General features: G+C 40.5%; 21 protein-coding genes and 1 pseudogene. 14 read left to right on the top strand and 8 right to left on the bottom strand.

Annotated features, from left to right (window positions below; genetic code table 11):
• The first annotated feature begins 71 nt into the window (after positions 1 to 71).
• The 3 genes from infC to rplT all read left to right on the top strand — a co-directional run bounded on the left by infC (position 72) and on the right by rplT (position 1,316).
• Positions 72 to 626 carry a translation initiation factor IF-3 gene (infC, locus tag GTQ48_RS05190; RefSeq protein ID WP_163105486.1) on the top strand — a complete coding sequence of 185 codons (555 nt, stop codon included), beginning with the start codon at positions 72 to 74 and terminating at the stop codon, positions 624 to 626.
• A gap of 117 nt (positions 627 to 743) precedes the next feature.
• A complete protein-coding gene (rpmI, locus tag GTQ48_RS05185) occupies positions 744 to 941 on the top strand; it encodes a 50S ribosomal protein L35 (protein WP_032095095.1) in 198 nt (65 codons plus the stop codon).
• Positions 942 to 959: 18 nt separating this feature from the next.
• A complete protein-coding gene (rplT, locus tag GTQ48_RS05180; protein ID WP_163105485.1) occupies positions 960 to 1,316 on the top strand; it encodes a 50S ribosomal protein L20 in 357 nt (118 codons plus the stop codon).
• 686 nt (positions 1,317 to 2,002) lie between these two features.
• Here rplT and GTQ48_RS05175 read toward each other — a convergent pair.
• Positions 2,003 to 3,457: an undecaprenyl-phosphate glucose phosphotransferase gene (locus tag GTQ48_RS05175; protein ID WP_163105484.1), complete on the bottom strand. Its 1,455-nt coding sequence runs from the start codon at positions 3,455 to 3,457 to the stop codon at positions 2,003 to 2,005.
• Positions 3,458 to 4,043: 586 nt separating this feature from the next.
• Here GTQ48_RS05175 and GTQ48_RS05170 point away from each other — a divergent pair.
• Genes GTQ48_RS05170 through GTQ48_RS05150 form a run of 5 tightly spaced genes read left to right on the top strand, consistent with a single transcriptional unit; the run spans position 4,044 to position 9,491 of the window.
• The gene (locus tag GTQ48_RS05170) at positions 4,044 to 5,255 is read left to right on the top strand and encodes an outer membrane beta-barrel protein (RefSeq protein WP_163105483.1); all 1,212 of its coding nucleotides are present in this window, start codon (positions 4,044 to 4,046) and stop codon (positions 5,253 to 5,255) included.
• A 17-nt stretch (positions 5,256 to 5,272) separates the two neighbouring features.
• A complete protein-coding gene (locus tag GTQ48_RS05165; RefSeq protein ID WP_203565121.1) occupies positions 5,273 to 5,800 on the top strand; it encodes a polysaccharide biosynthesis/export family protein in 528 nt (175 codons plus the stop codon).
• Positions 5,801 to 5,825: 25 nt separating this feature from the next.
• Positions 5,826 to 8,042 carry a GumC family protein gene (locus GTQ48_RS05160; RefSeq protein WP_163105481.1) on the top strand — a complete coding sequence of 739 codons (2,217 nt, stop codon included), beginning with the start codon at positions 5,826 to 5,828 and terminating at the stop codon, positions 8,040 to 8,042.
• Between the two features lie 9 nt (positions 8,043 to 8,051).
• Positions 8,052 to 8,771 (top strand): tyrosine-protein phosphatase, encoded by a 720-nt coding sequence (locus GTQ48_RS05155; protein ID WP_163105480.1) that lies wholly within the window; start codon positions 8,052 to 8,054, stop codon positions 8,769 to 8,771.
• A gap of 3 nt (positions 8,772 to 8,774) precedes the next feature.
• Positions 8,775 to 9,491, top strand: a complete 717-nt coding sequence (locus GTQ48_RS05150; protein WP_163105479.1) for a VpsP family polysaccharide biosynthesis protein — start codon at positions 8,775 to 8,777, stop codon at positions 9,489 to 9,491.
• An 85-nt stretch (positions 9,492 to 9,576) separates the two neighbouring features.
• On the opposite strand, the gene GTQ48_RS05145 is transcribed toward GTQ48_RS05150, so the two are convergent.
• From GTQ48_RS05145 to GTQ48_RS05125, 5 genes are all read right to left on the bottom strand, one after another.
• Positions 9,577 to 9,987: a 3-phosphoshikimate 1-carboxyvinyltransferase gene (locus tag GTQ48_RS05145; protein WP_163105478.1), complete on the bottom strand. Its 411-nt coding sequence runs from the start codon at positions 9,985 to 9,987 to the stop codon at positions 9,577 to 9,579.
• A 61-nt stretch (positions 9,988 to 10,048) separates the two neighbouring features.
• Positions 10,049 to 11,074 carry an O-antigen ligase family protein gene (locus GTQ48_RS05140; protein ID WP_239060007.1) on the bottom strand — a complete coding sequence of 342 codons (1,026 nt, stop codon included), beginning with the start codon at positions 11,072 to 11,074 and terminating at the stop codon, positions 10,049 to 10,051.
• Positions 11,075 to 11,483: 409 nt separating this feature from the next.
• A complete protein-coding gene (locus tag GTQ48_RS05135) occupies positions 11,484 to 12,056 on the bottom strand; it encodes a hypothetical protein (protein WP_163105477.1) in 573 nt (190 codons plus the stop codon).
• A 96-nt stretch (positions 12,057 to 12,152) separates the two neighbouring features.
• Complete coding sequence (locus tag GTQ48_RS05130) at positions 12,153 to 14,090, bottom strand: bifunctional diguanylate cyclase/phosphodiesterase (RefSeq protein WP_163105476.1); 1,938 nt, start codon at positions 14,088 to 14,090, stop codon at positions 12,153 to 12,155.
• 2 nt (positions 14,091 to 14,092) lie between these two features.
• Complete coding sequence (locus GTQ48_RS05125; RefSeq protein ID WP_420837595.1) at positions 14,093 to 14,740, bottom strand: transglutaminase-like cysteine peptidase; 648 nt, start codon at positions 14,738 to 14,740, stop codon at positions 14,093 to 14,095.
• 455 nt (positions 14,741 to 15,195) lie between these two features.
• Between GTQ48_RS05125 and GTQ48_RS05120 the strand changes: the two genes are divergently transcribed.
• The 6 genes from GTQ48_RS05120 to GTQ48_RS05095 all read left to right on the top strand — a co-directional run bounded on the left by GTQ48_RS05120 (position 15,196) and on the right by GTQ48_RS05095 (position 22,359).
• Entirely contained in the window at positions 15,196 to 16,335 is a 1,140-nt protein-coding gene (locus GTQ48_RS05120) for a glycosyltransferase (protein WP_163105475.1), read from the top strand.
• 2 nt (positions 16,336 to 16,337) lie between these two features.
• On the top strand, positions 16,338 to 17,657 hold the full coding sequence (locus GTQ48_RS05115) for an O-antigen ligase family protein (RefSeq protein ID WP_163105474.1): 1,320 nt from the start codon (positions 16,338 to 16,340) through the stop codon (positions 17,655 to 17,657).
• 4 nt (positions 17,658 to 17,661) lie between these two features.
• The gene (locus tag GTQ48_RS05110) at positions 17,662 to 18,759 is read left to right on the top strand and encodes a glycosyltransferase family 4 protein (protein ID WP_163105473.1); all 1,098 of its coding nucleotides are present in this window, start codon (positions 17,662 to 17,664) and stop codon (positions 18,757 to 18,759) included.
• Between the two features lie 44 nt (positions 18,760 to 18,803).
• Positions 18,804 to 19,664 (top strand): glycosyltransferase family 2 protein, encoded by an 861-nt coding sequence (locus tag GTQ48_RS05105; RefSeq protein ID WP_163105472.1) that lies wholly within the window; start codon positions 18,804 to 18,806, stop codon positions 19,662 to 19,664.
• A 222-nt stretch (positions 19,665 to 19,886) separates the two neighbouring features.
• The gene (locus GTQ48_RS05100) at positions 19,887 to 20,816 is read left to right on the top strand and encodes a glycosyltransferase family 2 protein (protein WP_163105471.1); all 930 of its coding nucleotides are present in this window, start codon (positions 19,887 to 19,889) and stop codon (positions 20,814 to 20,816) included.
• A gap of 67 nt (positions 20,817 to 20,883) precedes the next feature.
• On the top strand, positions 20,884 to 22,359 hold the full coding sequence (locus GTQ48_RS05095; RefSeq protein WP_163105470.1) for an oligosaccharide flippase family protein: 1,476 nt from the start codon (positions 20,884 to 20,886) through the stop codon (positions 22,357 to 22,359).
• Here the strand turns inward: GTQ48_RS05095 and tnpC are convergent.
• Both tnpC and tnpB read right to left on the bottom strand, forming a co-directional pair.
• A pseudogene (gene tnpC / locus GTQ48_RS05090) lies at positions 22,349 to 23,844 on the bottom strand (IS66 family transposase). The gene GTQ48_RS05095 and the pseudogene tnpC sit on opposite strands and share 11 nt — an antisense overlap.
• A gap of 86 nt (positions 23,845 to 23,930) precedes the next feature.
• A complete protein-coding gene (gene tnpB / locus GTQ48_RS05085; RefSeq protein WP_163105469.1) occupies positions 23,931 to 24,281 on the bottom strand; it encodes an IS66 family insertion sequence element accessory protein TnpB in 351 nt (116 codons plus the stop codon).
• Positions 24,282 to 24,624 lie beyond the last annotated feature (343 nt).

Genomic DNA, 24,624 nt, shown 5'->3' with positions numbered 1-24,624 from the left:
CCGGAGTTTGTTTTTGACTCAAATTCTATGCTGAATACGGCATCACAAAAACAAACGAAAGAATTAAATGTTTGGAGGAATACCACATTAAAGGCGCTAACAATAAGGCTCAGGGCGACAAAGCCCGCATTAACGATGAGATTAAAGCCAAAGAAGTACGTTTAATTGGCAAAGACGGAGAACAGGTTGGCGTAGTTTCACTCGCTGAAGCAACGCAGCTAGCGGAAGAAGCTACCTTAGATCTTGTAGAAATCAGTCCGAATGCTGAGCCGCCAGTCTGTAAAGTTATGGACTATGGCAAGTTCGTCTTCGAAAAGAGTAAAGCTCAGAAAGAGCAGAAGAAAAAACAAAAGCAAATTCAGGTCAAGGAGATTAAATTTCGCCCTGGCACTGATGAAGGCGATTACCAGGTAAAACTGCGCAACCTGCGTCGCTTTCTCGAAGGTGGTGATAAAGCCAAAGTCACAATCCGTTTCCGCGGACGTGAAATGGCGCACCAAGACATCGGTATAGACCTTCTAAATCGCGTTAAAACCGATTTAGAAGAGATAGCAAACTGCGAATCTTTTCCACGTCGCGTGGAAGGCCGCCAGATGATTATGGTGCTAGCCCCAACTAAGAAGTAGTAATGGTCTAAAGTTTTCAGGAATCTGCACCCTGAAACACCTTGCTGCAAACATTAACCGACAATTAAGCGTCTGCACGCTGAACATGTCGATACAAAACAATGCGGAGTTTTAGCAATGCCTAAAATGAAATCTGTAAGCGGTGCCGCCAAGCGTTTCAAGAAAACGGGCTCTGGTCGCTTTAAAAGCAAGCAGTCTCACTTACGTCACATTCTGACTAAGAAGAGTACTAAGCGTAAACGCCAGTTACGTGGCAAAAAATTGGTTCATGATTCTGATACTAAATTAGTTCAGCGCATGTTGCCGTACGTTTAAGACTTAGGAGACTAAAGAATGGCTAGAGTAAAACGCGGCACGATTGCACGTGCTCGTCACAAAAAAGTCCTCAAGCAGGCAAAAGGGTATTATGGCGCTCGTTCACGAGTTTATCGCGTAGCGGTACAAGCTGTAACTAAAGCTGGTCAATATGCTTACCGCGACCGTCGTCAGCGTAAACGTCAATTCCGTCAGTTATGGATTGCACGTATTAATGCTGCGTCACGTCAAAATGGTTTGTCATACAGCCGTTTCATTAACGGTTTGAAGAAAGCGTCTGTTGAAATCGATCGTAAGATCCTTGCCGACATCGCAGTTCATGACAAATCAGCTTTTAGCGCATTAGTCGAAGCGGCTAAAGGCGCATTAGCTTAATTATTAACTAATTAAGTTTAAGTTCTTTCGGGGAAAGGCGAGCAGGATGCTCGCCTTTTTCTTTTCTACAAGAATATTCTGTAGAAGTTGGAAGGCTTCACAGGTTAGTTACTGTTGTAAACTCCTGAACTCTAAAACACCTTAACTTCAGTGCACCTAAGCTCCAGTAAACTTAAAATATAGTAAACCTAAACTCCAGCACACCAAAACTCCAATATCCCCAAGCTCTAGCAGACCCAAACTCTAATACACTCAAATTCCAGATTTCCTAATATTCAGCTTTTGACGCAAAAGGTCATCAACTGCAAACATATCTTCGGAACGTTCTGTAGACGTTTCCCAATGGTTTGTTGCTAATTCTTTAGTGTGTTTCACTTCTATCAATACACAACTTGGTCACGCCAACCATCTCATATGCATAATTCAATTTAGTGGTGATAGAAAAATTACGGCACTGAATAGTTTATAAAAACTAATTTTTTGTAGTGGGAGGTCGGCTTTACGCATGACTCATATTCGAGGCTTGTATAAGCCTACAAGGAGCAAATTTAAGCGGGATTAGCTATGAACAAGATTTGAACCAGAGAAGTTACGAGACTGCACTACAATAAAATACTCTACTCTAAGAAAGAGTGAAGAGAATAAAGCGCAGAAATTACCTCTCTGCGCTAAATACAGCCCACTAGCTAGTAAGCGTTTTTATTTAGGAAACCGTTAAACACAGTCATAAATACAATTTTCATGTCGAACCAAATAGACCAGCGGTGAATGTAATCTAGGTCGTATTCAACCCGCTGAACCATTTTGTTAGTGGTTTCTGTTTCGCCACGTAAACCGTTTACTTGTGCCCAACCAGTAATGCCTGGTTTAACTTTATGACGCAGCATGTAGCCTGTAATTATTTTTCGGTATTCTTCATTATGAGCCACAGCATGAGGACGGGGACCGACAATAGACATCCTCCCCTGTAAAACATTGATAAACTGAGGTAGCTCATCGAGCGAGGTGCGTCGCAAAAAACCACCAATCTTTGTTAAACGGACGTCATTCTTTGTCGCTTGTTTTACTACCGCTCCGTTATCTTGAGTTGTCATCGACCGAAACTTATAAACAGTAATTTGCTTACCATCTAACCCATAGCGTTTTTGTTTAAAAATAACAGAGCCTTTAGACGTCATTTTCACTGCTGCGGCAATGCAAAGCATAGGGATTGAAATTAGTGTAAGAATAGCAATGCTCAGCACCACGTCTTCAATGCGTTTAAGTACATCACTCGCGCCTTGAAAAGGCGTGTCGTAAACACTCAATGCTTGCACATTGCCTACGGTTTGCCAGCGTGCATTGAGTAAGTTGTACATAAAGAAGTTTGGAATAACATAAACGTTCGCTGTGGTATCGCTGCACTGTTCTAAAATAGTACGTATGCGGTTTTCGGCACTCATTGGCAATGCAATGTAGATATAGTCTACTTCGTTGCGTTTTGCCATTTCAATGGCATTGTCAATTTTACCTAGTACCGTATTTTGCAGCTCATGGGGAAGGCGGTCGCTTCCTCTATCGTCGAAAATTCCGTTGAACCGAATACCCAAGTGTTCGTTTTTCTGTATCTGTAAAGCGACATTCGCACCTAGTGGTGTGGCGCCGATAATGATCGAACGTCTCGAGTTAAGACCACTTTTTCTAATCCTGAACAAAAACTTTCGCATTACATATCGCCATATGATGAGAGCAATAAAAGATGAAGCGAACCAAAGTAAAATGGCTGGAGCTGGAAGACTAATATTTGAAACGAAAAAATACCCTAACGTGAGCGTTGCAAATATAGTAATTGCCCACGTAATGGCCGCCGCTCGCAGCATCTCTGGTGTTCTGTGTCCACGCCAAGAGCGGTAAAGCTCAACACCTTCTGCTGAAATTTGGAAACAGACTACATTGATGAATAGCAGTAGAAGACTGGTCGCGTCTACAGTGACTCCATAAAAATAAGCGCTAGCATAATAGAAGAAAGTAACGATTGAGAGGTCGATCAGTCTGTAAAACGTAGAAAACCCACTTTGGTTTCTTACCACTAGGCCGCCGCTACTCGATGACTCCACTGGGTGAGATTTAATCGCTTTGTTTGGGTCTACTTTATTATCCATTTTTAAATATCTCGGAATGCTTAGTTGAAATCAAAGGCGCTTGCTAACTGCAAGAGAAATTATGTTAAGGAAAGGCTCTGCAATATTATTTAAAGCAAAAACTGGGCCTTTAATTGTAACTATCGAAAAAAAGAAAAATCGGATTAAACAATTGAAATGATGAATAGGGAAAAGATGAATAGTTTTATACACTGTACTTGTTTAATATTTATTATAACTTTCATGTAATTTTATTACAAAATTTATTGTAAAATTACTCAATAACGACTTCTTTACTTCTTAATTCTTTCCATCTATGTCACAAATGAGATAGCATGGCGCGCAAGTTAAAGCTGGTTTTTAAAATGAGATTGAAACCCTAGATATAAAGCAAAATGAATTTGCCACGCGACGGGGTTAAAGCACTCAAGGATATTTTATTTAAGTTTAAAGTGATAAATGGGCGTGCAGCTTGCATCACTTACGCTAATGAAATAGTTGTGAACGATGTAAGGCCCTTTTCTACGGCGTTTGCGGCTTTAAAAGGCAACGAAATTCGTGCTTTGCACAAAAATGAATCAGTTGAGTCGAAATCAGAGGAAATGAAATGTTGAAATGGACACGAAACATAGCAGTAGTGTCGGCGATTTGCGCCACAGTACCAATGAATGTTTACGCGCAGGAAGCGGGCCGCATAGAAGTAGGGCAGTTTGATATTATTCCTATCCTAAATTCTTCAATAAGCTATGTTGATAACGTTGCGTACGCACGTGATGACTTACCAGAAATCTATAGTTGGCGGTCAATATTCTCTCCTGAACTTATAGCGGCAACTGAACTCGACGGGAATCCAGTGCAAATTGGCTATCGCCTTGAGCGCGGCGTTTATTTTTCAAGTAGTGCTGACGACTACACTGATCATTTCCTTGAAGCCTCTGGCGATTTTGAACTTAACAGTCGTCATCGCGTGAATGCTATAGCGCAATATGAAGATGGTCACGAAGACCGGGGCACTGGTTTCTCACTAGGGCTCGGGAATAATATTGCAACTCCAGATAGGTATAAAAGCACTGCAATAGGAGCAGATTATTCTTATGGTGCGGTTACCTCTGACGGCATGATTACCCTTAAGGCTGGTAGACAAACACTTGATTACGATAGAAGTGAGCAAGCTTATTTAATCCGCGACCGCGCTAAAAATAGAGTAGGCGCTGAATTGGCCTACCGAGTTGGGTCTGCAACCAATATTGTCTTAGATGTAACTCAATCCTTTATTAGATACGATAATCAATTAGGTATTACAACAAGAGACAGTGATGAAACACGTGTGCTTGTTGGTTTAACTTGGGAAAGTACTGCGGCAACTACGGGTTTTGCGAAAGTAGGGTATAAAGAAAAAGATTTTAAAGCTGAGACTAGAAACACCTTTTACGGCACAGACTGGGAAGTGGGTGTTGAATGGCAACCAGTGTCTTATTCCACATTCAGATTTACAACAAGTGCAGATACTCGCGAAACCAATGGTGAAGGTAACTTCATTCGGGGTAGAGACTATTCCGCTTCGTGGAACCACGAGTGGCTTCAGCGTTTGAGCAGTTCGTTCACAGTATCTAAATTAACCGATGAGTATGTGCTTACAGATAGCGTTGTCGCTAACCGAGATGATGAACTAATGCGATACTCTGCATCTCTAAATTATGATGCAAGACGCTGGTTGAGTTTTTCTTTATTTTATCAACTAGATGACCGGGATAGTAATCGTGCTTTAATAGGGTACGATAGAAATGTAGTTGGAATTTCTGCTGAGGTAACGCTGTGAAACGTCATTTAGTAACGATGTTCTCTTTTATCTTTTTTGCTTTAATGTGTTCCTCATTGGCAGCGCAGCAAGGTAATTTAAGTATGAGCCAGTATCAGCTTGGCTCAGGGGACAGAGTAAGTATAAGTGTGTTCGGACAAGACGATTTGTCGATGGAAGTAAGGTTGCCAGATGTGGGTACCATAAACTATCCATTCCTAGGTGAGATTAAGCTTGTTGGAATGACGGCTGCTGAAGTAGAGCAACTCATCTACGACGGATTATTGGGTGACTACTTAATCAATCCTTCTGTGTCTGTATCAATTATAGAGTATCGCCCTTTTTTCATTGATGGTGAAGTGAAAAGGCCTGGGGGATACCCTTATCAGCCAGGGCTGTCGGTCAACAAAGCAGCGGCACTCGCTGGAGGCTATACCGAGAGAGCGGCTAGAGACAAAATTACTATTGTAAGAGAAAAAGATGGTCAAACTTTCGAATTTACAGTTACGGTAAGTGACATGATACAGCCTGGTGACATCATCACTATAAACCAACGCTTTTTCTAATTGAGTAGTTTTTTGGGAATAAAAAATGGCAGTTAACAACAGGGAAGAGCTGAATAATAATGTGTTCGAAGATGAAACCATTGATATCGCTCATTATTTCGGAATTATAAAGCGTTACGCATTTAGAATTGTTTCATTGGCAATTGCTTTCACCGTTCTGGTAGCACTATTAGTATTACGTATGACGCCAATGTACACGTCGGCCACAACTATTCTGGTCGAGTCTGAAAAAGCCAATATAGTTTCAATAGAAGAAGTTTATGGCTTAGACACAAAGCGCAAAGACTATATGCAAACGCAATATGAAATATTGCGTTCTCGTCAAATTGCAGAGCGAACGGTAGAAAGTATTTCACTTTACAATAACGCTGACTTCATGCCCGCCGATGAAGGGCCAGGGATGATTGATAGCCTTAAATCCCTTGCATCAGAGTTCTTACCATTTCTTCCTCAAGAAGAGGCTGTCGTACTTACAGAAGCCGAAATTTTGGCTAGGAAAAAGCGTAAGGCAGTCTCAATCCTGATGAGAGCCGTTACGATATCCATGGTAGAAAATACTCAGGTAATGGAAATTTCAGTTACAACTGAATCTCCAACGCTTTCTGCTGAAATAGCCAATACTATTGCTGATGTTTATATCGAAAACTATTTACAAGCTAAGCTTGATATGACAGCGAAAGCTACGTCGTTTTTGACAGAGAGCCTAGAGGGTCTAAAGGATAAATTAGACGCTGCAGAGCGTAACCTTGAAAAATTCTATGAGCAAAATCAGGTGGTAAATATTGACGGCGTAGTTGGCTTAGCTGCTGATGAATTAGAACGCTTAAGTAGCCAGCTGTTAGATGCACAAACTGCGTTAAAATTAAATGGTGTCATCTATCGCCAAACTCGTAATGATACGTCACTTGATGACGTGTCTAAACTACCCGAAGTACTCAATCACCCTACTATCCAAGGCGTTCGCAGAGATGAGGCTCGGGCAATGACTCGGGTTAATGAGCTTAGTAAAGTGTATGGCCCTAAGCACCCTAAAATGATTGCGGCAAACGCAGAACTTTCCTCAGTTAAAGAAACCCTCAATAGCCAAATTAGCGATTTGATAACAAGTATTACTACGCAGTATGAAGTATCTGAAGAACGCGTAAAACAACTACAACAAGAAGTTGAAAAAGCAAAGTCAGAATATCGCGCTCTATCCACTTTAGACACTCAGCGTAAAGGTTTGCAACGAGAAGTCGATATTAACCAACAGCTCTATAACTCCTTCTTTACGCGATTGAAAGAAACTGACGAGTTAGGCGGTTTTGAGTCGGCGAACGCGAGGGTGCTCGATACAGCTATGCCAAATTACGTACCGTCAAAGCCAAACAAAAAGCTCCTTATTGGTGCTGCTTTTGTGTTTAGTATAGGTTTTGGGGTGTTTTTAGCCATTGTAATGGAAACGCTTAATAGCGGTATTCGCTCAGTAGAAGATGTAGAGCGAAAATTAGGCCAGCGAATGTTGGGGCTTATTCCATGGCTGCCGCACAAGAAAAAAACAGATTTGCCGATACGCTCTTTCTTTGATGGGAAGAAACATCAATTTGCTGAGTCGGTTAGAACATTGCGTACCAGTTTATCTTTGCTCAATTTAGACAAAGAGCAACAGGCTATAATGGTAACCTCCAGTGTGCCAAAAGAAGGTAAAACTACGGTTTCGATAAACTTAGCTTTTGCATTAGGGCAGTTAGATAAGACTATATTAATTGATGCTGATTTGCGTCGCCCTACTGTTGGGAAGCAGTTTAATGTTCCTAACTACCAGCCAGGCGTTGCTAATCTCATTTTGAAAACTCATACGTTTGAAGAATGTTTGATAAGAGATGAAGAGTCGAAGATAGACATTCTTTCTGCGGGCACTATTCCGTCAAACCCACAGGAGCTGTTGTCTGATAAAGGGTTTGAAGCACTTATAGAAGAGCTTAAAACCCAATACAGGTACGTAGTTATCGATACAGCACCAACGCAGGCCGTTAGTGATTCTATGGTAGTTGCCAACTCTTGTGACTCTGTTATCTACGTTGTGAGAGCCGACAGCACAAGCGAGAAAGTGATCAACACAGGACTATCAAGGTTCTTACAAGTGGGTCATCGTCTTGATGGAGTGGTACTAAATCAAGTAGACTTACGCAAATCTGATGTAGCACAAAGGTATGCAGGTTTTTATGACCAATACGGATATACCAGTCATAAAAATAGCTAACAGTATTATTTGATAGACCTTCATAGTCATATACTTCCTGGCATCGACGATGGTGCCAGGTCTTTAGATATTGCCCTAGAAATGGCTAGGCAAGCCGTGGATAACGGCGTTACCCATATGGTGTGCACACCTCACATGCATAAAGGGTATTTCGACAATACCTACGCATCTATTGAAAGCACTTTCAAAACGTTTGAGCAAAATGTGGTTCTTCACAATATTCCTATTACTCTCTCATTTGCCGCAGAGGTTCGGGTAAATGAGTTAATTCCAATCTGGCATAAACAAAATGAGCTGCCATTTTTAGGTACGCTTGATGATAAGCGAATACTCCTTCTTGAAATGCCTCATAGTCATCTACCACAGGGCTTAGATTTACTTGTGAAATGGCTGCTTAAAAACAATGTTCAACCACTGATAGCTCACCCAGAAAGAAATAGGGAATTATTAAGCGAGCAGCACAAGTTTCTATGGCTTCAGCGTTTAGGTTGTAAATTTCAGGCCACTGCCGGAGCGCTAACGGGTAGGTTCGGCGAAAATATTCAACAATTTGCAACCACTCTATTGAGAGAAAGGGCGTTTCACGTTGTCGCTTCCGATACTCATGACACATTGAGACGTCCAAACGATATGAAAGAGGCGTTCGAGTTAGTATCCAAGTTTGACGAAGATTATGCAGAACATCTGTTTGTAAAAACGCCGGGTGCCATCGTTGGCTCAGCGAAGTAATAAATGTCAATCATGCATAATAAAGCCTTATCCATCAATATTATTAAGTTCTCGTTAATTGGTTTGCTATTTTGGGGCGTATTTTGGAGCGGGCAATTCTTTATTGCAGGAAACGCATATTACAACGTTAAAAACAGTGTAGAGCAATGGCAAGAGCAGCCAAGTAGAGCAAGCATAGATAAAGCACACTTAGCGTTAACGAAAATTGAAACTGCAATAAAGTACTTCCCAAATAATGCACTTTACCTTCAAATGCGTGGGCAAGTGTATGAGTGGTTGGCGTTCATAGATAGAAAAAATGAAAGCAACCAATTTTTAGAGAGCGCAATGGCAAGTTATCACAATAGCCTGATTTTAAGACCCAAGTGGTCGGCAAGCTGGGTTGGACTTGCTTCCTCAAAATGGAAGTTAAACCAGCTAGATACTGAATTTTATTCATATTTGGCTAACGCTCAAAAAGTTGGGCCTCAAGATGCCTTGCTGCATAGCTTTATAGCTGAATTTGGCCTCAGTATGTTTCAAGCTAAAAGCATTCACTATGTAAAAATAAAAGACATGCTAGCAAAACATTTAGATCGTGGTTTACAAAATCCATTAAGCCGAGAGAGAGTGTTACAGAGCATTGAGAAATACTCGTTAGAAAAAACGGTATGTAGATGGCTCAAGTCATCAAGTTATCCAGTAAGAAAGCAAATCTCAAACTGCGTTAGTTATGGCTAGTTTCTGAGGGCGGTTAACGCTTACGGCACTTTTTCTAAAGTATTAGATGTTAAGTATCAGGCGAGTGGTAACGCTGCACTCACATTTACTTTAAAGACTTCAAGAAATCCCACAACCCGAGTGAAAAGTCTTCAAACAAGTTTATGCCAAGCCAGCTTTTAAGAATATAAAGCAAAACTAACCCTAGTAATAACGAAGTGCTTATAAACAAAGTTACTGCTGCAGCCATGGCAAGCCTGCCCATGCGCATTTCAGTTCTCGATAAATCGCGCTTGTCTCTGCCTGCCAGCAATACAAAATAGTATCTGCTTTTGAAAAGGCCTACAGTGCCCCTCAAATCAACCTTATGACTCCCCCAGCGTCTACCTGCTAACACTGTGTTTAAATGAGTAAGTTGTTCGTTAGAAAACGACTGAGCTACCTTTTTAGGCATTCGGTCCAGCATGTGCTGTACGTTTGGCTCTTCTTCGACTGGGTGTTTAATTTTAAGAACCACAAAAAATCCTTTAGATGATAACGCTATCAGTAAACAATGAGACAAGCTGCATTGGTATCAATTAAACTTTATTGTGTTGAAAGCGCATAGATATAGTGTTGCTAATAACGCCTAATGACAAGAGAACTATAAATAACGCTGCATTAGCCGACGCCTGCAGCGGGAAATCTACTGTAGCATGCAGAGCCATTCCCAAAATTGCCATGAAACTTGCAAATGCTACACCTCTTGGGAGTGGGTGCCTCCGCCGGCGAATTGCACTTATGCTACTTTTGGCACATAAAATTACCAGCAAGGCCAGCAGTAGTGCCCCAACAAGCCCAAACTCAAGGCTAAACTGTAGGTATTCATTGTGGGCATGGTCGTAAAAATGCTGAATAGTTTGATTTTGAACGTGTGGATAAATTGTATAAAAAGTTCCGCCACCGAAACCCAGCAATGGGTGCTCACCTAATAAAGGCAAAGCATCTGCAATAACCTCATCTCTACTTTCTTGAGTGAAACTGGTTTGCTCTAAACGTTGTTGAACCTGCTTTAAGCCAAATAAACTACTTACAATTAATATGTCGATAATTAGCATGCTGACAAAGAGAGTAATATAACTTTTTTGCCGTGGTTTAAAATATATCAAACCCAAGGTTGCGGTTAGGGTCATGCTGAAAAAGAATGCACTATTCCCCATGCGAGAGCGAGACATAACCAACGCTAATACCATTACAATAATGCCAATACGAAACAGAACTTTGTTGCTCAGCCAAAACTTTATAAGTCTTCTAAGGCGCTCTCTCTTTGTTCCAGTTTTAGTAATATGCATAGTTGCGATCAAGTAGCCTATGGCCGCACTTAAAGTTAATAGTAAGTAGTTGGCGTAGTGGTTTTTATAAACGAAGCTTCCTGTGGCAATGTGCGTTACTGGTAACTCAAATATAATGCTTTGCTTAATACCAGAAAGCACCTCTAAGCTTCCGTAGATTCCTTGGCATATACCTGCGGCGCTAATTGTTATTAACGTAAACTTAAGTCTTTGAGGTGAGTTAATAAGGGATAGAGAAAGAAAAAATAATACACAGTAGGCAAAAGATTTCATTAAGGTAATTTGGCTTTGACCAACATCAAAGCTTAACGCAATCCATTTACTACCTTTTGGTGCATTAGCCAACTCAGCAAGTCTCTCAGGTCGCAAAAATTCAATAAACGCGTGGGGAAGTGGAATAGTGTTGATGAGCTGGCAGGCTAAAAAGCCAAGCCAAAGGAAAATGAACCACTTATATTTTGCATACAAACTTTGAAAAAAATGTGGCTGAGTAAGAACAAGCAATGCCCCCTGCAGGAAAAAAGACACCTGCATTAACGACCATGCCCACGGGCGGTTTCCTCCCAGAGAAAGAGGCAACCAAAAAAGCGTGAATAAAAGAAAACCGAAAAGAAACTTTTCGGTTTTCGGAAAGGGCTGACTTATCAACGACTACTTAGCCTCAATTACACCTTTAATTATATCAGTTTGCTGAGACAGTAGTGTCGCCACCACCGGCGCCCGCTGCGCCCGTACCAACACCAAGAGGGGAAAAATCATTTCCATTCGCACCTGCAGCAGTGGCTGTCAGAGTCGTTGGATCTATTCCCGCGTTAATTGCTGCCAGTAATGCATCATCTTCGCTCAGCATGCCCATTTGCGATGCAATGCTGTAAATTTCATCCGCACTCTCTGGAAAGAAGATCATGGCAATGGTAACAACTTGAGCCGGTATTTCAGGCATTGTTTCTAGGCCCGCTATCGTAATTTCAAATCCAGACGCATTCTCATTCAACAAGGTAACCATACTTTCATAAGACGACCTGTTTTGTTCTAAATACGTGCGACCTGTAGCATCAAAATACAATCCCTCACTGAGTACGGTACTACTCACTTCGCTAGAAGCGGCACTTAATTCTTTTCCAGCTTCCACTTCGCTTACAAGCAATCCTCTTACCTTAGTTCCAGGCGCGACAGAAGACTCTTGCGCATGCGAAATAGGCGACAATAGTAAAAGTGCGCTCACAAATAGAGACAATAAAGCACTGTTTCGCATAAAAACTCCTTAATATTTTTGTCTGTCGATAAAAACTGACGTTCTTAGCTGATTATTGTACATGAATTGCACTAAGCCTGCTGCTAATTTTCTTTTTCATATTCGCCATAAAGTAGGTTTGGCAAAATAGTAACCTTGCTGAAACTGAACATCGGCTGCCGATAGTGCCACCGATTCAGCTTCATTCTCAACAAGCTCGGCAATAACAGAAATATGCAAACTACGAGCGACGCTTAAAAGGCTACTTACGAATAACAAGTTATCATTGTCGGTATGAATTCCCTTTGTCAGCTTGCCAGAAATTTTTACAAAGTGAGGCTGAATGGCCCGTAACCCTGCAAGTGATGCAAGATTGTCACCAAAGTGTTCAATAGTTACTCGACATTTCATACCAATCAGTGCTTTCGCGAAACTAATCGCCTGTGCTTTGTGGTGAATTAGGGCGGAGTCTTCTATTTCAAATACCAATCTTTCACATAGTTCCGAGTGTTGCCCCAACGTATCAACCAGCCAGTCTCTAAAGTTTTGGTTCGCTAGTGAAGCATTTGCAATATTAATGGCAATATTACGAGGTGTTCCAGAAAGCTTTTGAAGTACTAAGCTTACGACCAACTTATCAACCTCGGGAATGAGATTAAGGCGTTCAGATGCTGGAATAAGCTGCGACATAGGAATAATGCTTCCGGTGTCTTTATCTTTAAAGCGAGCAAAGGCCTCAAAATAACTCGGGCTGTTATCTTGCAGGTTCATAATGGGTTGAATCAAGATGTCGGCATATTTTAGTTCTAAAACATTATTTAAACGTTCACGCCACGCCGTATTACTGTGTATGAAAGTAAGCTTAGAAGCAAACTGCCATCCACTTTCTTGCTTAGTTGCAGCCATAAGCGCGCTGTCTGCATTTTCCATTATCTGTGAAAAAGACTGTTCATCATTAAATTTAGTAACGCCCATCCATACGGCTTTGGAACCATCTTTTAGCGGAGTGGCCTTACTAAAGGTGTCGCTTAAAAGTTGTAACCGTCGTTCGCATTCATCCTGTGAAATCGCTTCGGTAATAATCACAAAGTCGGCGCCGGAAACGCGAAATAGAAAGGATTTTTCAGGGAAATCGTTAGTCGTCTTCCTTAACGCAGCTGCTACTTCAGATACATACACATCACCTTCTTGAGCACCTAGCGTGGTATTGATCGTATTTAAATGGGCTAGTCGGGCAATAATAATATAACCCTCGTCACTATTTACGGTACTGCTTAGAAGTGCATTCATATGCCTTGTAAAAGCACTTCTGTTAGAAAAGCCGGTTAGGCTATCTTCATAAGCTTGCGCTTTAAAATGCTCAACTTTTTGAGTGAGCTCTTTAAACATTGCTTCAACAGAGAGTGACAGTTTGTTTACAGCGGTAGTGATAAAACTCAGTTCTTTAGTAAAGGGGGTATAATTTATCTGAGAGAACTTTTGGTTTTGAATATCATTAATTTTGGCGACAACGGTACTTAGTGGCTTAGTAATAGCACTAATAATAAAAATTAGAACAATATAGGCTAAAACAAAGGCAGCAAAAAACATAAACGCGCTTTGTTTTACACTTTCCCAGAGTGTTTCGTTTGCAAGACCTGGGTGGCTTTGCACCATCAGCTCTCCTGCAAGCGTCCAACCGTCGTTTAACTCTGTTTTCTCACTAGGAGGGTTCACATTGACTATCTCGGTAAACCATTTAGGTACCGTGCTGACGGTGTTTGGGTTTCTGCGCTCAATCAGCATGTTGCCTTTCATATCGGTAACTGTTATGTACTGATAAAAACCTCTGTCGAAAATTGCATTAACCATTGTTTCAGCGATGGCCATACCGTTTGGCTCAGCTAAATAAGGGGTGATGGAAAGCCCTAGCGAAGTTGCCGTATCTTGAGCATGGGTAGCTAATTGTTCATTAACATACTCTCGCGTAAGCTTTACGTTAATAACAAACGATCCAGCAAAAACAAATATTAAAAACACGAGCAAACTAGTGCTCAGTTGGGTAGATAATTTCATTGTTATTTTTTATCTCCGTTCATTACGGTATCTAGCCGTTCTACCATGTCGTCCCACATTTTCATGGGGCCACCGCTTCTTAGTTTTTTTCCTGTTCCCATTGCTTTTGCTGCCCACAACCCATTACCGTTAAAGCTATAAATAGGGGCAAGATCGCGACGTTTATTGGCAGGAAGTATACGTCTACTAATATTGTCTAACACCAAAGGTATAGAAGTGGGAGTTTCATAAAAGGCAAGCACCATATGCGGTTGACCTAGCTCTAGAGCAGTAACATACATAAGGCGTAATTTATTTTCGGGTACTCCTAGCTCGATAAGAGAGAAGTATTTTGCTATTACGTAATCTTCGCAATCGCCGGCACCCGTACCTATAAGTTCTATAGGCGTTGCCCAGTAATCTTTTTCTTTCCAATGTACAATGTCATCAACAAAATCGAATCTGTTAAAAAAGCGATTTATTGAATAGAGCTTCTCATCTAAATCTTCAGATTGAAGCTCGTTAATAAGCTGACGCCAATCGGCAACAGTGTGTGATGCATCCTTACCGTACACATTGCTAATGCGCTTATACACATCAGAAGTAAATACATTGGCTTGCTGCGCAATTAACGAAGGAAAAGTGCTAAGACAGTACAGCGTAGCAACAATAGGAAGCGCACGACTAAACACACCACAAACGCGATGTTTAGTTTTATCTAAATGGATAAAAGCATTGAGTGTGTAGTCTTTTTGGTGCAAAACGTACTTACTTTGTGCAACGAAAGTTGATGTCAAAAATGCGTAATTCTTTTGATATACACTTTTGCTCTTGGTTAAGCGCTTATCATTACAAAGTTGTACTGAACTTGAAAGATCTTTACACAAAATGAACAGATTTATCTGCATCAATTACTGGCACGATATGTGTATTCACGATTTGTGTACTGTTGTATGGACTAATAATTTGACTTACATGCAACAAGCGCTAAGTAGTATTTTTTTATAATTACTGAAGTTCAAGTTTGAAAGGCTTTTCATGATATTGGTAATTTTATTACCAATTCATATACAGACTGTTAGAATAAATGCGGTTTGTAGTTATTTAACCTAGAAAAGGATGTTTCATGGAACAATCAGCACGCCCTGCTGTATTTATTATAAATTCGTTAGAGGGCGGCGGCGCTGAGAGAGTAATGGTGAAACTTCTTTTCATCTTAGAGAATTACTTTGCGGCGAATAAAACCCCTGTGCACCTTATCCTGTTAGATAGTTTACCGGAGTCTCAAACGTGCCCATCGTATTTGACCAAAACCGTGCTCAATTCACAGGGCAGTTTAGTTAAGGGCTATAAACAGTTAAAGCCGCTTTTAAACAGAATTAAGCCAGCATATTGTTTTAGCTTTTTAACTCGGAGTAACTTTTTAAATGTCGCCCTTGCTAAATCGTTAGGCTATAGCGCCATTATAAGTGAGCGAGTAAATACCACCAGCCACTTATCCGGTGGTTTGAAAGATGCTATCAGTCGACTTCTTGTTAAGCTTTTGTACAAACGTGCAAATAGCGTTGTGGCGGTATCTGAAGGTGTAAAAGCCGATTTAGTTAAAAACTATGCAGTACCAGAATCAAAAGTTTCCCTTTTATATAACCCTTATGACATTGCTCAACTTCACGAACTTGCAAGCGAACCAGTAAACGACACTCCTAAAGCGCCATACATTATTGGAGTGGGGCGGTTAGTTAAAAACAAAAACTTTTCACTGTTGCTAAACGCTTATGCCAAAGCCGATATTGTTGAAGACTTAGTTATTCTGGGTGTGGGCGAAGAAGAGGCCATGCTTAAAGCGCTAGCTAAAACTTTGGGCATTGCAGATAGGGTGCATTTTTTAGGTTTCAAACCAAACCCTTACCCCTACGTTGCCAAGGCAGAATACTTTGTTTCAACCAGTAATGCAGAAGGGTTCCCCAATGCCATAGTGGAAGCTATGTGTTTAGATAAGCCGGTAGTTGCTACCAATTGTGAGTCGGGCCCAGCTGAAATCATTGCTGAACAATACCCTTATTATGTTTCTGGTGCTAGTGAGGAAAAAAACGGTATCCTATGTGAGTTGAATAACGCTGAAGGCGTTGCAAGTGCGTTAAGCTCATTCAGTGATGAAACTGTTCGGCTTTCTTATGCCGCAAAAAGCAAAAGCTGTGCAAAGCAATTCTCTTACAATGCCTTCCAACACAAAGTTATAGCCATTATCGAAGAGGTTTGCAAATAAGTATGTTTGAAGGATTGAAGGTAATCGTTGGCCTTATAAGTTTGATTATGGTGTATCGCACTGTAACGGGGAACTGTAACAAGTACCTGGCTTTCGCTATTTGTGCTATATGGCTACGATTCTTTTTGTCCGCGTTTCACACTATTACCTACCCCTCGCTTGTAGCAGGTTTTTCGATAAATGCGCTCTCGAGCATATCTGTTGCTGGTTTAGGGCTTTTCTTTTTGCCGTTTACAGTTTTCACTTTGCGTAAACTGCTTCCTTTCTACTTTCTATTTTTGGCTATTGCTATAAGTGGTTTTGTGAACATGGAGATTCCAGGCACCATTAATGTTTTAGTTAAATGGTGTTATTTCCTCGTTTTAACTGGTGCAATATTTCTGTCAGTTAGAGCGCAAGGACACAATGAGACTCTTAAAAAGCTATTAGTGTGCTTTTTTATGCCCGTTATGATGCAGATATTGTCAATTTTGCTTGGCGAAGTAAAAGCTACGGAAAATGACGGATCAGCGAGCTATATTGGTGGATATAATCATGAAGCTGCATTTTCTATGATAATCGTTAGCTTTATATTTGTGCTTGGATTAACTGAAAGAAGTGCTATTAAATTTAGAACCTCACTTTTTACGTTAGCGGCTCTACTACTTATACTCGTTAATTATCGGACTGCGGTTTTAACAATTCTACCCATTGCTGCAATTTTCTACTATTCGCTGGTTGAACAGCGTTTGAAGCCATCACAAAAAGCCCCGGTTCTTACAGTGGTGGCTATGTTTCTTATTTTTGTATTTATGGCACTTTCTTTTACGATGAGAGAAAGATTTGCTGACGTTGGCATGTTAGCGTCGAATTTGGACCTTATATTTAAAGCACCTTCGTATTTTACTGAAGCGGAAAAAGACATTATGTCTTCAAGAGTATATTTGTGGAGCCAATATATAGATGCGCTTACAAATTCAGACTTACTTAGGCAATTGGTGGGCTATGGGCCAGAAGCGTGGAACGGTGTTTTCAAACATTACGCCCATAACACCTTTGTTTCTTATTTTTATGAATATGGATACATAGGGCTGCTGTCATTTCTGTTTCTATGTTCGTATTCTTTGATTATTACTGCTGGTGTACAAGACAAACGCTTGTCAAAAATTTTGCCATTATCTTTGATTGGCTTTCTAACAATGAATTTAGCAACAATGCCTTTATGGAATATAGAAGGGCTAATATTTTTCGCAATTTTGATAGGCGTTTCGTTGGGTAATACCGCGCCAGCAAAAGCGCGGTACAGTTTTAGAAGTCAATTAGCACTATTAACAACGGATTAGTTTTATGAAGATATGCGCAATAGGTCTACGCGGTATTCCAGATGTTATGGGAGGGATAGAGTCTCATTGCCAACAGCTTTACCCTAAAATGGTAAGGCAAGGCGCAGAAGTTACGGTTTTAGCGCGCTCGCCTTATGTAAGTCAAAAACGATTTGAATATGAAGGTGTAGAAGTTATTAGTGTTTGGGCGTTAAGGCATAAATTGTTAGAAACTTTCTTGCATACTTTCATCGCTATTATTTATGCCAGACTTTTTGTAAAACCAGATATTGTACATTTGCATGCGATAGGACCCGCACTATTTACGCCATTAGCACGATTACTTGGAATGAAGGTAATGGTTACTCATCATGGTGCGGACTATGACAGGCAAAAATGGAGTCCATTCGCTAAAAAGGTACTAAGGTTTGGCGAAAAGATGGGGATCACCTACGGAAATAGAGTGTTGGTAGTGGGGCGAAGCTTGAGTGAACAGCTTAAACATAGCTTTCCCAAACATTCAGATAAAATTAGTTTTGTACCTAATGGTATGCTACCCACGCTTACAGGAAAAATAACGCCCGACTACCTACCAAAAGATTTAGATATTAGCGCAAATAGTTATATTTTAACTGTTGGTAGGCTAGTTCCCGAAAAGGGTTTTCACGACCTTGTAGAAGCTTACAAGCAATCTAATGTTTCACCAAAATTGGTAATTGTTGGTGATGCAGACCATGAAGATGACTATTCGAAAAGTTTAAAACGTTCTGCAAGTGCAAACATTATATTTGCCGGCAGGCGCTCAGGAGACGAATTAAAAGCATTGTACCAGCATGCTTCGGTTTTTGTTTTACCATCGTACCATGAGGGTCTTCCAATTGTAGCGTTAGAGGCGATAAGTGCTGGTAGTAATGTGTTGTTGAGCGATATTTCACCCAATATTGACATAGAAGCACCAAGCGACAGCTACTTCAGAGTAGGCAATGTTCAAGAGCTCTCAGTCAAATTATCTACCTTACTGAGTCTAAACCTAAGTCTAGATAGAGAAGAATTTTTAAATAAGTATGACTGGGGAAGTATAGCCACAACAACGTTCGGTCATGCTGAAAGTTTGGTATCATAACGTGAGTTAATATATTTATTCCATGATCTTAGAAGGGAATCTATTTGGACATTTCAGTTGTAATAACTACGTGCAATCGACCGGCTTTCTTAAAGGAAGCGTTAGAAGGTATAGCAGCGCAAACATTCAAACCAAAAGAAGTCGTTATAGTCAATGACTGCTCTGATATTTCATATAATCTAGTTTTAGATACAATAAAAAAGGTAAATGCTAGACATATTCTTTTGAAAGAAAGAAGTGGCGCTAACAGAGCTAGAAACATTGGTATTCGTGAGTGTTCTGGTGGAATCATTGCCTTCCTTGATGATGACGATATTTGGTTGCCTAACTATTTAAGTGAAATTTATCGTCAGTATCAAGATGGGGCTGATTCAGTGGTTACTGGTTTTAGGCAGCTAGGAAATGAAAATGTTGTTGTTATTAACAGTGATGTAGAAGTAACGAAAACATCATTGGTAAGAGGAAATACATATTGTGGAATGTCTGGGTTTAGTTGCCGCAGGAAAGTTGTAGAAAAGCTGCAATTTGATGAAACTCTACCCAATGGACAAGACTGGGATATGTTTGTGAGGTTATTCACAGAAGGAATGGATTTTAAGAACATTCCGGAAGCACTGTTTTTATATCGCTTTCAAAATGAAGATGGAATTGGAGCTAAAGTACGTAAACTATCCCCAAAAGATATTTATCCTAGGCTAGCTTCTGCATACAAGCACAAGGAGTTTTTAGGCGATTACTGGTTTAAAAAGCGTGTGAGTGAGCAAGTGCTTTTTTCACTAAAACATAAAAGAAATAAAATAAAGTGGTTATTTTTGTCAGTAAAACTTGCAGGTGTTAGAGCGACGATAAGTTTTTTTTTTAGAGCACTTAGAAGGAAGGTATTAAAAAAGCCAATGTTAATTTAAGTTTGATTAGTGAGGTGGTTATATATTTGAATAGTGTATATCAAATGAAGTGTATAGCTTTTTATCATATTTGATACAAAACTACCTTTTATGTAACTTACTCTGACTAAAAACCTAAGCCATGATTTTTCACATTACGCGTAAGGTTAAAATTGTTAAGAAAATATTGGTGCAACTCCATAATTGGGAAAAAGGCGAAGATACTATTCAAGTGAGTATAAAATGAATTTAAACAGTGATATGCCATCACGGTTCCCCTCTATAAGTATAATTGTTCCTGTGTACAACGATTTAAATAGAGTAGGTCAATGTATTGACAAACTAATAACATTGTCTCATCCAACTTCAGACTATGAGGTTATTATTGTCGACAATTGCTCTTCTGACGGAACTTATGATTACCTATCAAGCAGGCTAAAAAAAGTCACCCTACCGACAATGCAACTAATTAAATGCGCCAAACCTGGATCTTATGCTGCAAGAAATGCAGGTCTTAAAGTTGCCAGAGGGGACTTTATAGCATTTACGGATTCTGATTGTTTAGTATCAACAAACTGGCTGTCAAGCTTATCGGCAAAATGGGCAGAGCACAGAGGCGACACTATTATCGCTGGAAAAGTCGCATTCTTTTCAGCTAATGATAAGTTAACAGAGCAAAGCGCTCTCGATTTCGAAAATAATTTTTCGATGAAACAAGATGAAAATGCCGTTAAAGGAAAATGTATTACAGCGAACTTTTTTTGCTCTAAAGCCCTTCTCGATAAATTTACAGGGTTTAACGAAAAGCTCAAATCTGGCGGCGACGTCGAATTTAGCCAGCGAGTAGTTAGGGCTGGTGGAGGCGTTGTTTACTGTGAAGATGCTGAAGTACTTCACCCCTCTCGAAATAAAAAAGAGCTTTTAATCAAGCGTAAGCGAGTGGTCGGTGGGACTTGGGATGCAGAATTATCTACTGGGGGAACTAAACGGAAGCTTAGGTTTTGCGTAGGTCTAGTAAAAATGCTTTTAGGAAGAACCAAGAAAACTCTCTATTGTTCAGATATATCTTTTAGCCACAAATTTAAATTAATTTGGCTGTTACTTTTAATATTTTATACAAGTGTTTCAGAGTTTATTAAATTACAGCTTGGTAAAGAAACAAATAGAGAATAATTGCCTTAGCTTTAAATTCGAAGTTATCTTACTACAGTTCTGAATCTTATTATGGATCTCAAAATTAATGTCTATTAAGAAAAAAGCTACGAAAGGTAGCATATGGATATCATTAACGCGTACTGGCATTAATCTTACAGATTTTTTTGTTTATGCGTACTTGGCTAGAATACTTACATTAGAAGAGTTTGGGCTAGCAGGCTTTTGTTTTCTTTTTGTTGAATTTGCTAATACGTTAGTTAATGCGGGCGTGAATCAAAATTTAGTTCAAAGAGAAAAGTGGGAAACAAAGTATGCCGCAAGTACGATGACCTTCGTATTCTTAATGGGATTGACTGTTTCTGGCGCATTATTAGTTGTCGGAGCGCCTATAGCTTATTACACATATTCAGAATTGGCTGCCTATGTTATTGCAAGCCTAGCACCAATTACCTTAATCACAAGCTTACAAGTTGTTGTCACAGGAAAGCTATTAAGAGAGTTTGAAAATAAGAAAATGGGCTTAGCAAAGCTCACTGCTTCGGTTTTTTCCGCGCTTATTATAATAATATTAGCTGAGATAGGCTACGGAATTTGGGCTTTAATATTTGGAAAACTCGCCAATAATGCTTTTCAATATCTCTTTTTACTCTATGTTTCTAAATACAAGCCTTCTTTTAATATTAATAAAGATGACTTTAAGGAGCTTATTACATTTTGCCTTCCGCTATTCTGGATGGTTGTTTTGCGATTTTTAGGTAAAAAAGCAAGTAACCTTTTGACTGGGATTGCGTTAGGCCCAGTGAGTTTCGCCCTTCTTGCAGCTGCTCATAAAGGTGGGGATGTGATAAATCAAGTTACTACTAGTTCGATTAATTCGATGATTGTGCCTAGCTTTTCGAGAGTTGGGAGAGATTCAGATATCGGGGGCTTATTTATTAAATTGGTAACAATTGCCTCGACAATAATTACACCTATTTTTATGGGGCTGGCAGCAATTGCCGACCCCTTTGTTGTGATAGCGTTTGGTGAGAAATTTGAACAAAGCGCAACTTATATGGCAATTTCTGCATTTAGTATATTTCCATTGGTGGTTGCGAACTTTATACCGAATTTGTTGATTTCGCAAGCTAAGACAAAAGATGCGTTTAATATAGTGCTAGTTAATATATTCTGTAATGTGATAATCGCTAGCTGCACAATCTGGTTCGGTATTACAGTAATGCTTTATAGTCTCGTTATCGGGAATTTTTTAGCTACCCCGATTAGGTTGGCTATACTAAGAAAGCACATTTATATAGATATTAAAAAGTTATTTTATTCGTTAATACCCTCTTTCTTAAGCGCTTTGGGAATGTTTACCATTGTTGCTTTACTGAAGTCCTCTTTCGAAGATTATTTCGGTGCCCAACTATTAATATTATTTGCGAGCATCTTAGTAGGTCTAGCAGCGTATGTAACAATTTCATTTATTTTCTTCTTTACACATACAGTTCGTCAGTTAAAAGAGCTGCAATCGATGTTCTTTAAAGGTAAGCGTCCGGCAATTCCACCTAGCGCTTAGCAAACTGCCATGGTAGCAGTTGCTCAACATCGACGTTAGGCTTGCTCAGTTCATCAAGACAAGTCATCGCATACTTGAACACATTGAGGTCGTTGGCTTTTGCAGTTTCGATAACACTGTAGAGCACGGCACTGGCGTTTGCGCCTGTGGCAGTTTGGCTAAACAGCCAGTTTTTTCTGCCTATGACGAACGGTTTAATCGCGCGCTCAGCGCGATTATTGTCAATACTCAGTAGCCCATCAAGGGTATAACGTGCCAGCTTTTCCCATTGGTTCAAGCAGTATTGTATCGCCTCACCCAGTTTTGTTTTGGGTAACACTTGTTGTGCTGATTTGGTTAGCCAAGTATAAAGCTGACTAAGTAGCGGCAGGCTTTTTTCTTGTCTGGTGAGATAGCGCGTTTCCACCGTTTTATCTTTTAGCTGTGTTTCGATGCGGTAGAGTTTTTGGATGTGATTGAGCGCCCAATCTGCTTTGCCACTGCCTTTCTTTCCTGCACCTTTTTTGGCTTCGATAAACTTACGGCGTGCATGTGCCCAACAACCAATGAGTGTGGCTTGCGTTTGCTCGTAGCCTTGATAGCCATCCACTTGCAGGTAGCCGCTATAGCCTTGCAGGAAGTCTACTGCGCATTGCCCAGCCCGACTATTGTGGTAGTCGTACAACACGATATTGGATGTCGCTGTATCGGTGATATTACCGCTAGGTGAATCAGCGCCACTGGCGTACAACCACATATAGCTGTTCGCTTTTTCAACTCAACCACTTTTAGCGTGGTTTCATCTGCCGTTATAACAGGTTGCTTTAACAGGTATTGATAAAGCTGCTCGTAAAGCGGTTTAAACAACTCAGCACAGCGGATTATCCAGTCCGCCATCGTCTTACGGCTTAATTCAATACCGTGCTGTTTGAACATCGCTTCTTGTCGATAAAGCGGTAACCCATACTGATATTTGCTGGTGATGATTTGACTTAACAAGCTTGGCGTTGCGTAGCCTTTTGGAATCACGCTGTGAGGTACGGGCGCTTTTTTAATCGTGTTGTTGATACCGTCCTTTTCACAGGTACGGCACGCATATTTAGGGCGAACATGCTCTATCACTTTAACCTGTGCAGGAATAAACTGAAGCTTCTCTAACTTATCTTCACCAATGCGATGTAATTCGCCCGCACAACAGCCACAGATTTTTTCTTCGTCGCTAATATCGTGAACGATAACTTCACGAGGCAGGTCTTTAGGTAGCGGTTTACGTGTGGGCTTTTTGCGGGTATAGCTAATCGTTTCTTCGGCTGTTTCAGATTCAACAACCAGTTCTTCCGCTTCGTTAAACAACTCACCTTGCCCAGGGTGGCCTTCGGTACTTTTTCCGAACTGCTTGTGCTGGGCAACACGGAACTGTTCTTCTAAATAGGCAATCCGCGCGCTCTTCTCTTCAAGAAGAGCTTCAAGTTCAGCGATGCGGGATTGGTATTCTTTCTCGTTCATACCGCTATTATCCCGTATTAAGCTGCTGATTACCTTACATTATTAAGACTATTTCGTGATCGTTAATCGCTACTTATGATCACAGGTTATAAGCCGGATGCGTTGTAGTGCAACGGCTGATGCCCTATGACATCGTAGCCCGATAACAGCCATTGTAGCTGCTGTTCACTCATATGCATCTGTTTTAAGTTCGCATCGACAGGCCATTTAAAGCGATGTTTTTCGAGGCGTTTATACCAGAGTGCGAAGCCCGTTTTATCCCAATAGAGTATTTTGACCTTATCGCGCTTTTTGTTGCAGAAGACGAACAGCGCATCGCGAAACGGTTTCAGGTTCATATCCTGCTCAACCACGACAATTAAGCCATTAATCGATTTGCGGATGTCGACGATATCCATGTACAGGTAAATGTCGGCAGGCTCTACGAACATCTTCATTCGGCCAATGCCTTCATCACAGTAGCAACCCAGTGAGGGTTAATATTGGTTGGCACGCTAAGTTGAGCGTTTCCCAATTTCAGGAGGAGGTCGCCACCCATTGCTTCGGTGTAGGATTCAACCTTCGTGACTTCACGTTTCACCTGAACAAACTTGCTGCTTGTTCGTTGAAGCCGAATATCGCGACGTCGGGTATAGTAAGTTTGAACGTTAATCGTATCCGTCCGGCAATCTCACCTAGCGCTTAGCAAATTGCCATGGTAGTAGTTGCTCGATATCGGCGTCGGGCCGACTGAGTTCATCAAGGCAGGTCATCACATACTCGAATACCTTGAGGTCGTTG

Source organism: Alteromonas genovensis, from assembly GCF_010500895.1.
GTDB classification, from domain to species: domain Bacteria; phylum Pseudomonadota; class Gammaproteobacteria; order Enterobacterales; family Alteromonadaceae; genus Alteromonas; species Alteromonas genovensis.
This window is presented reverse-complemented; position numbering and strand designations above follow the sequence as displayed.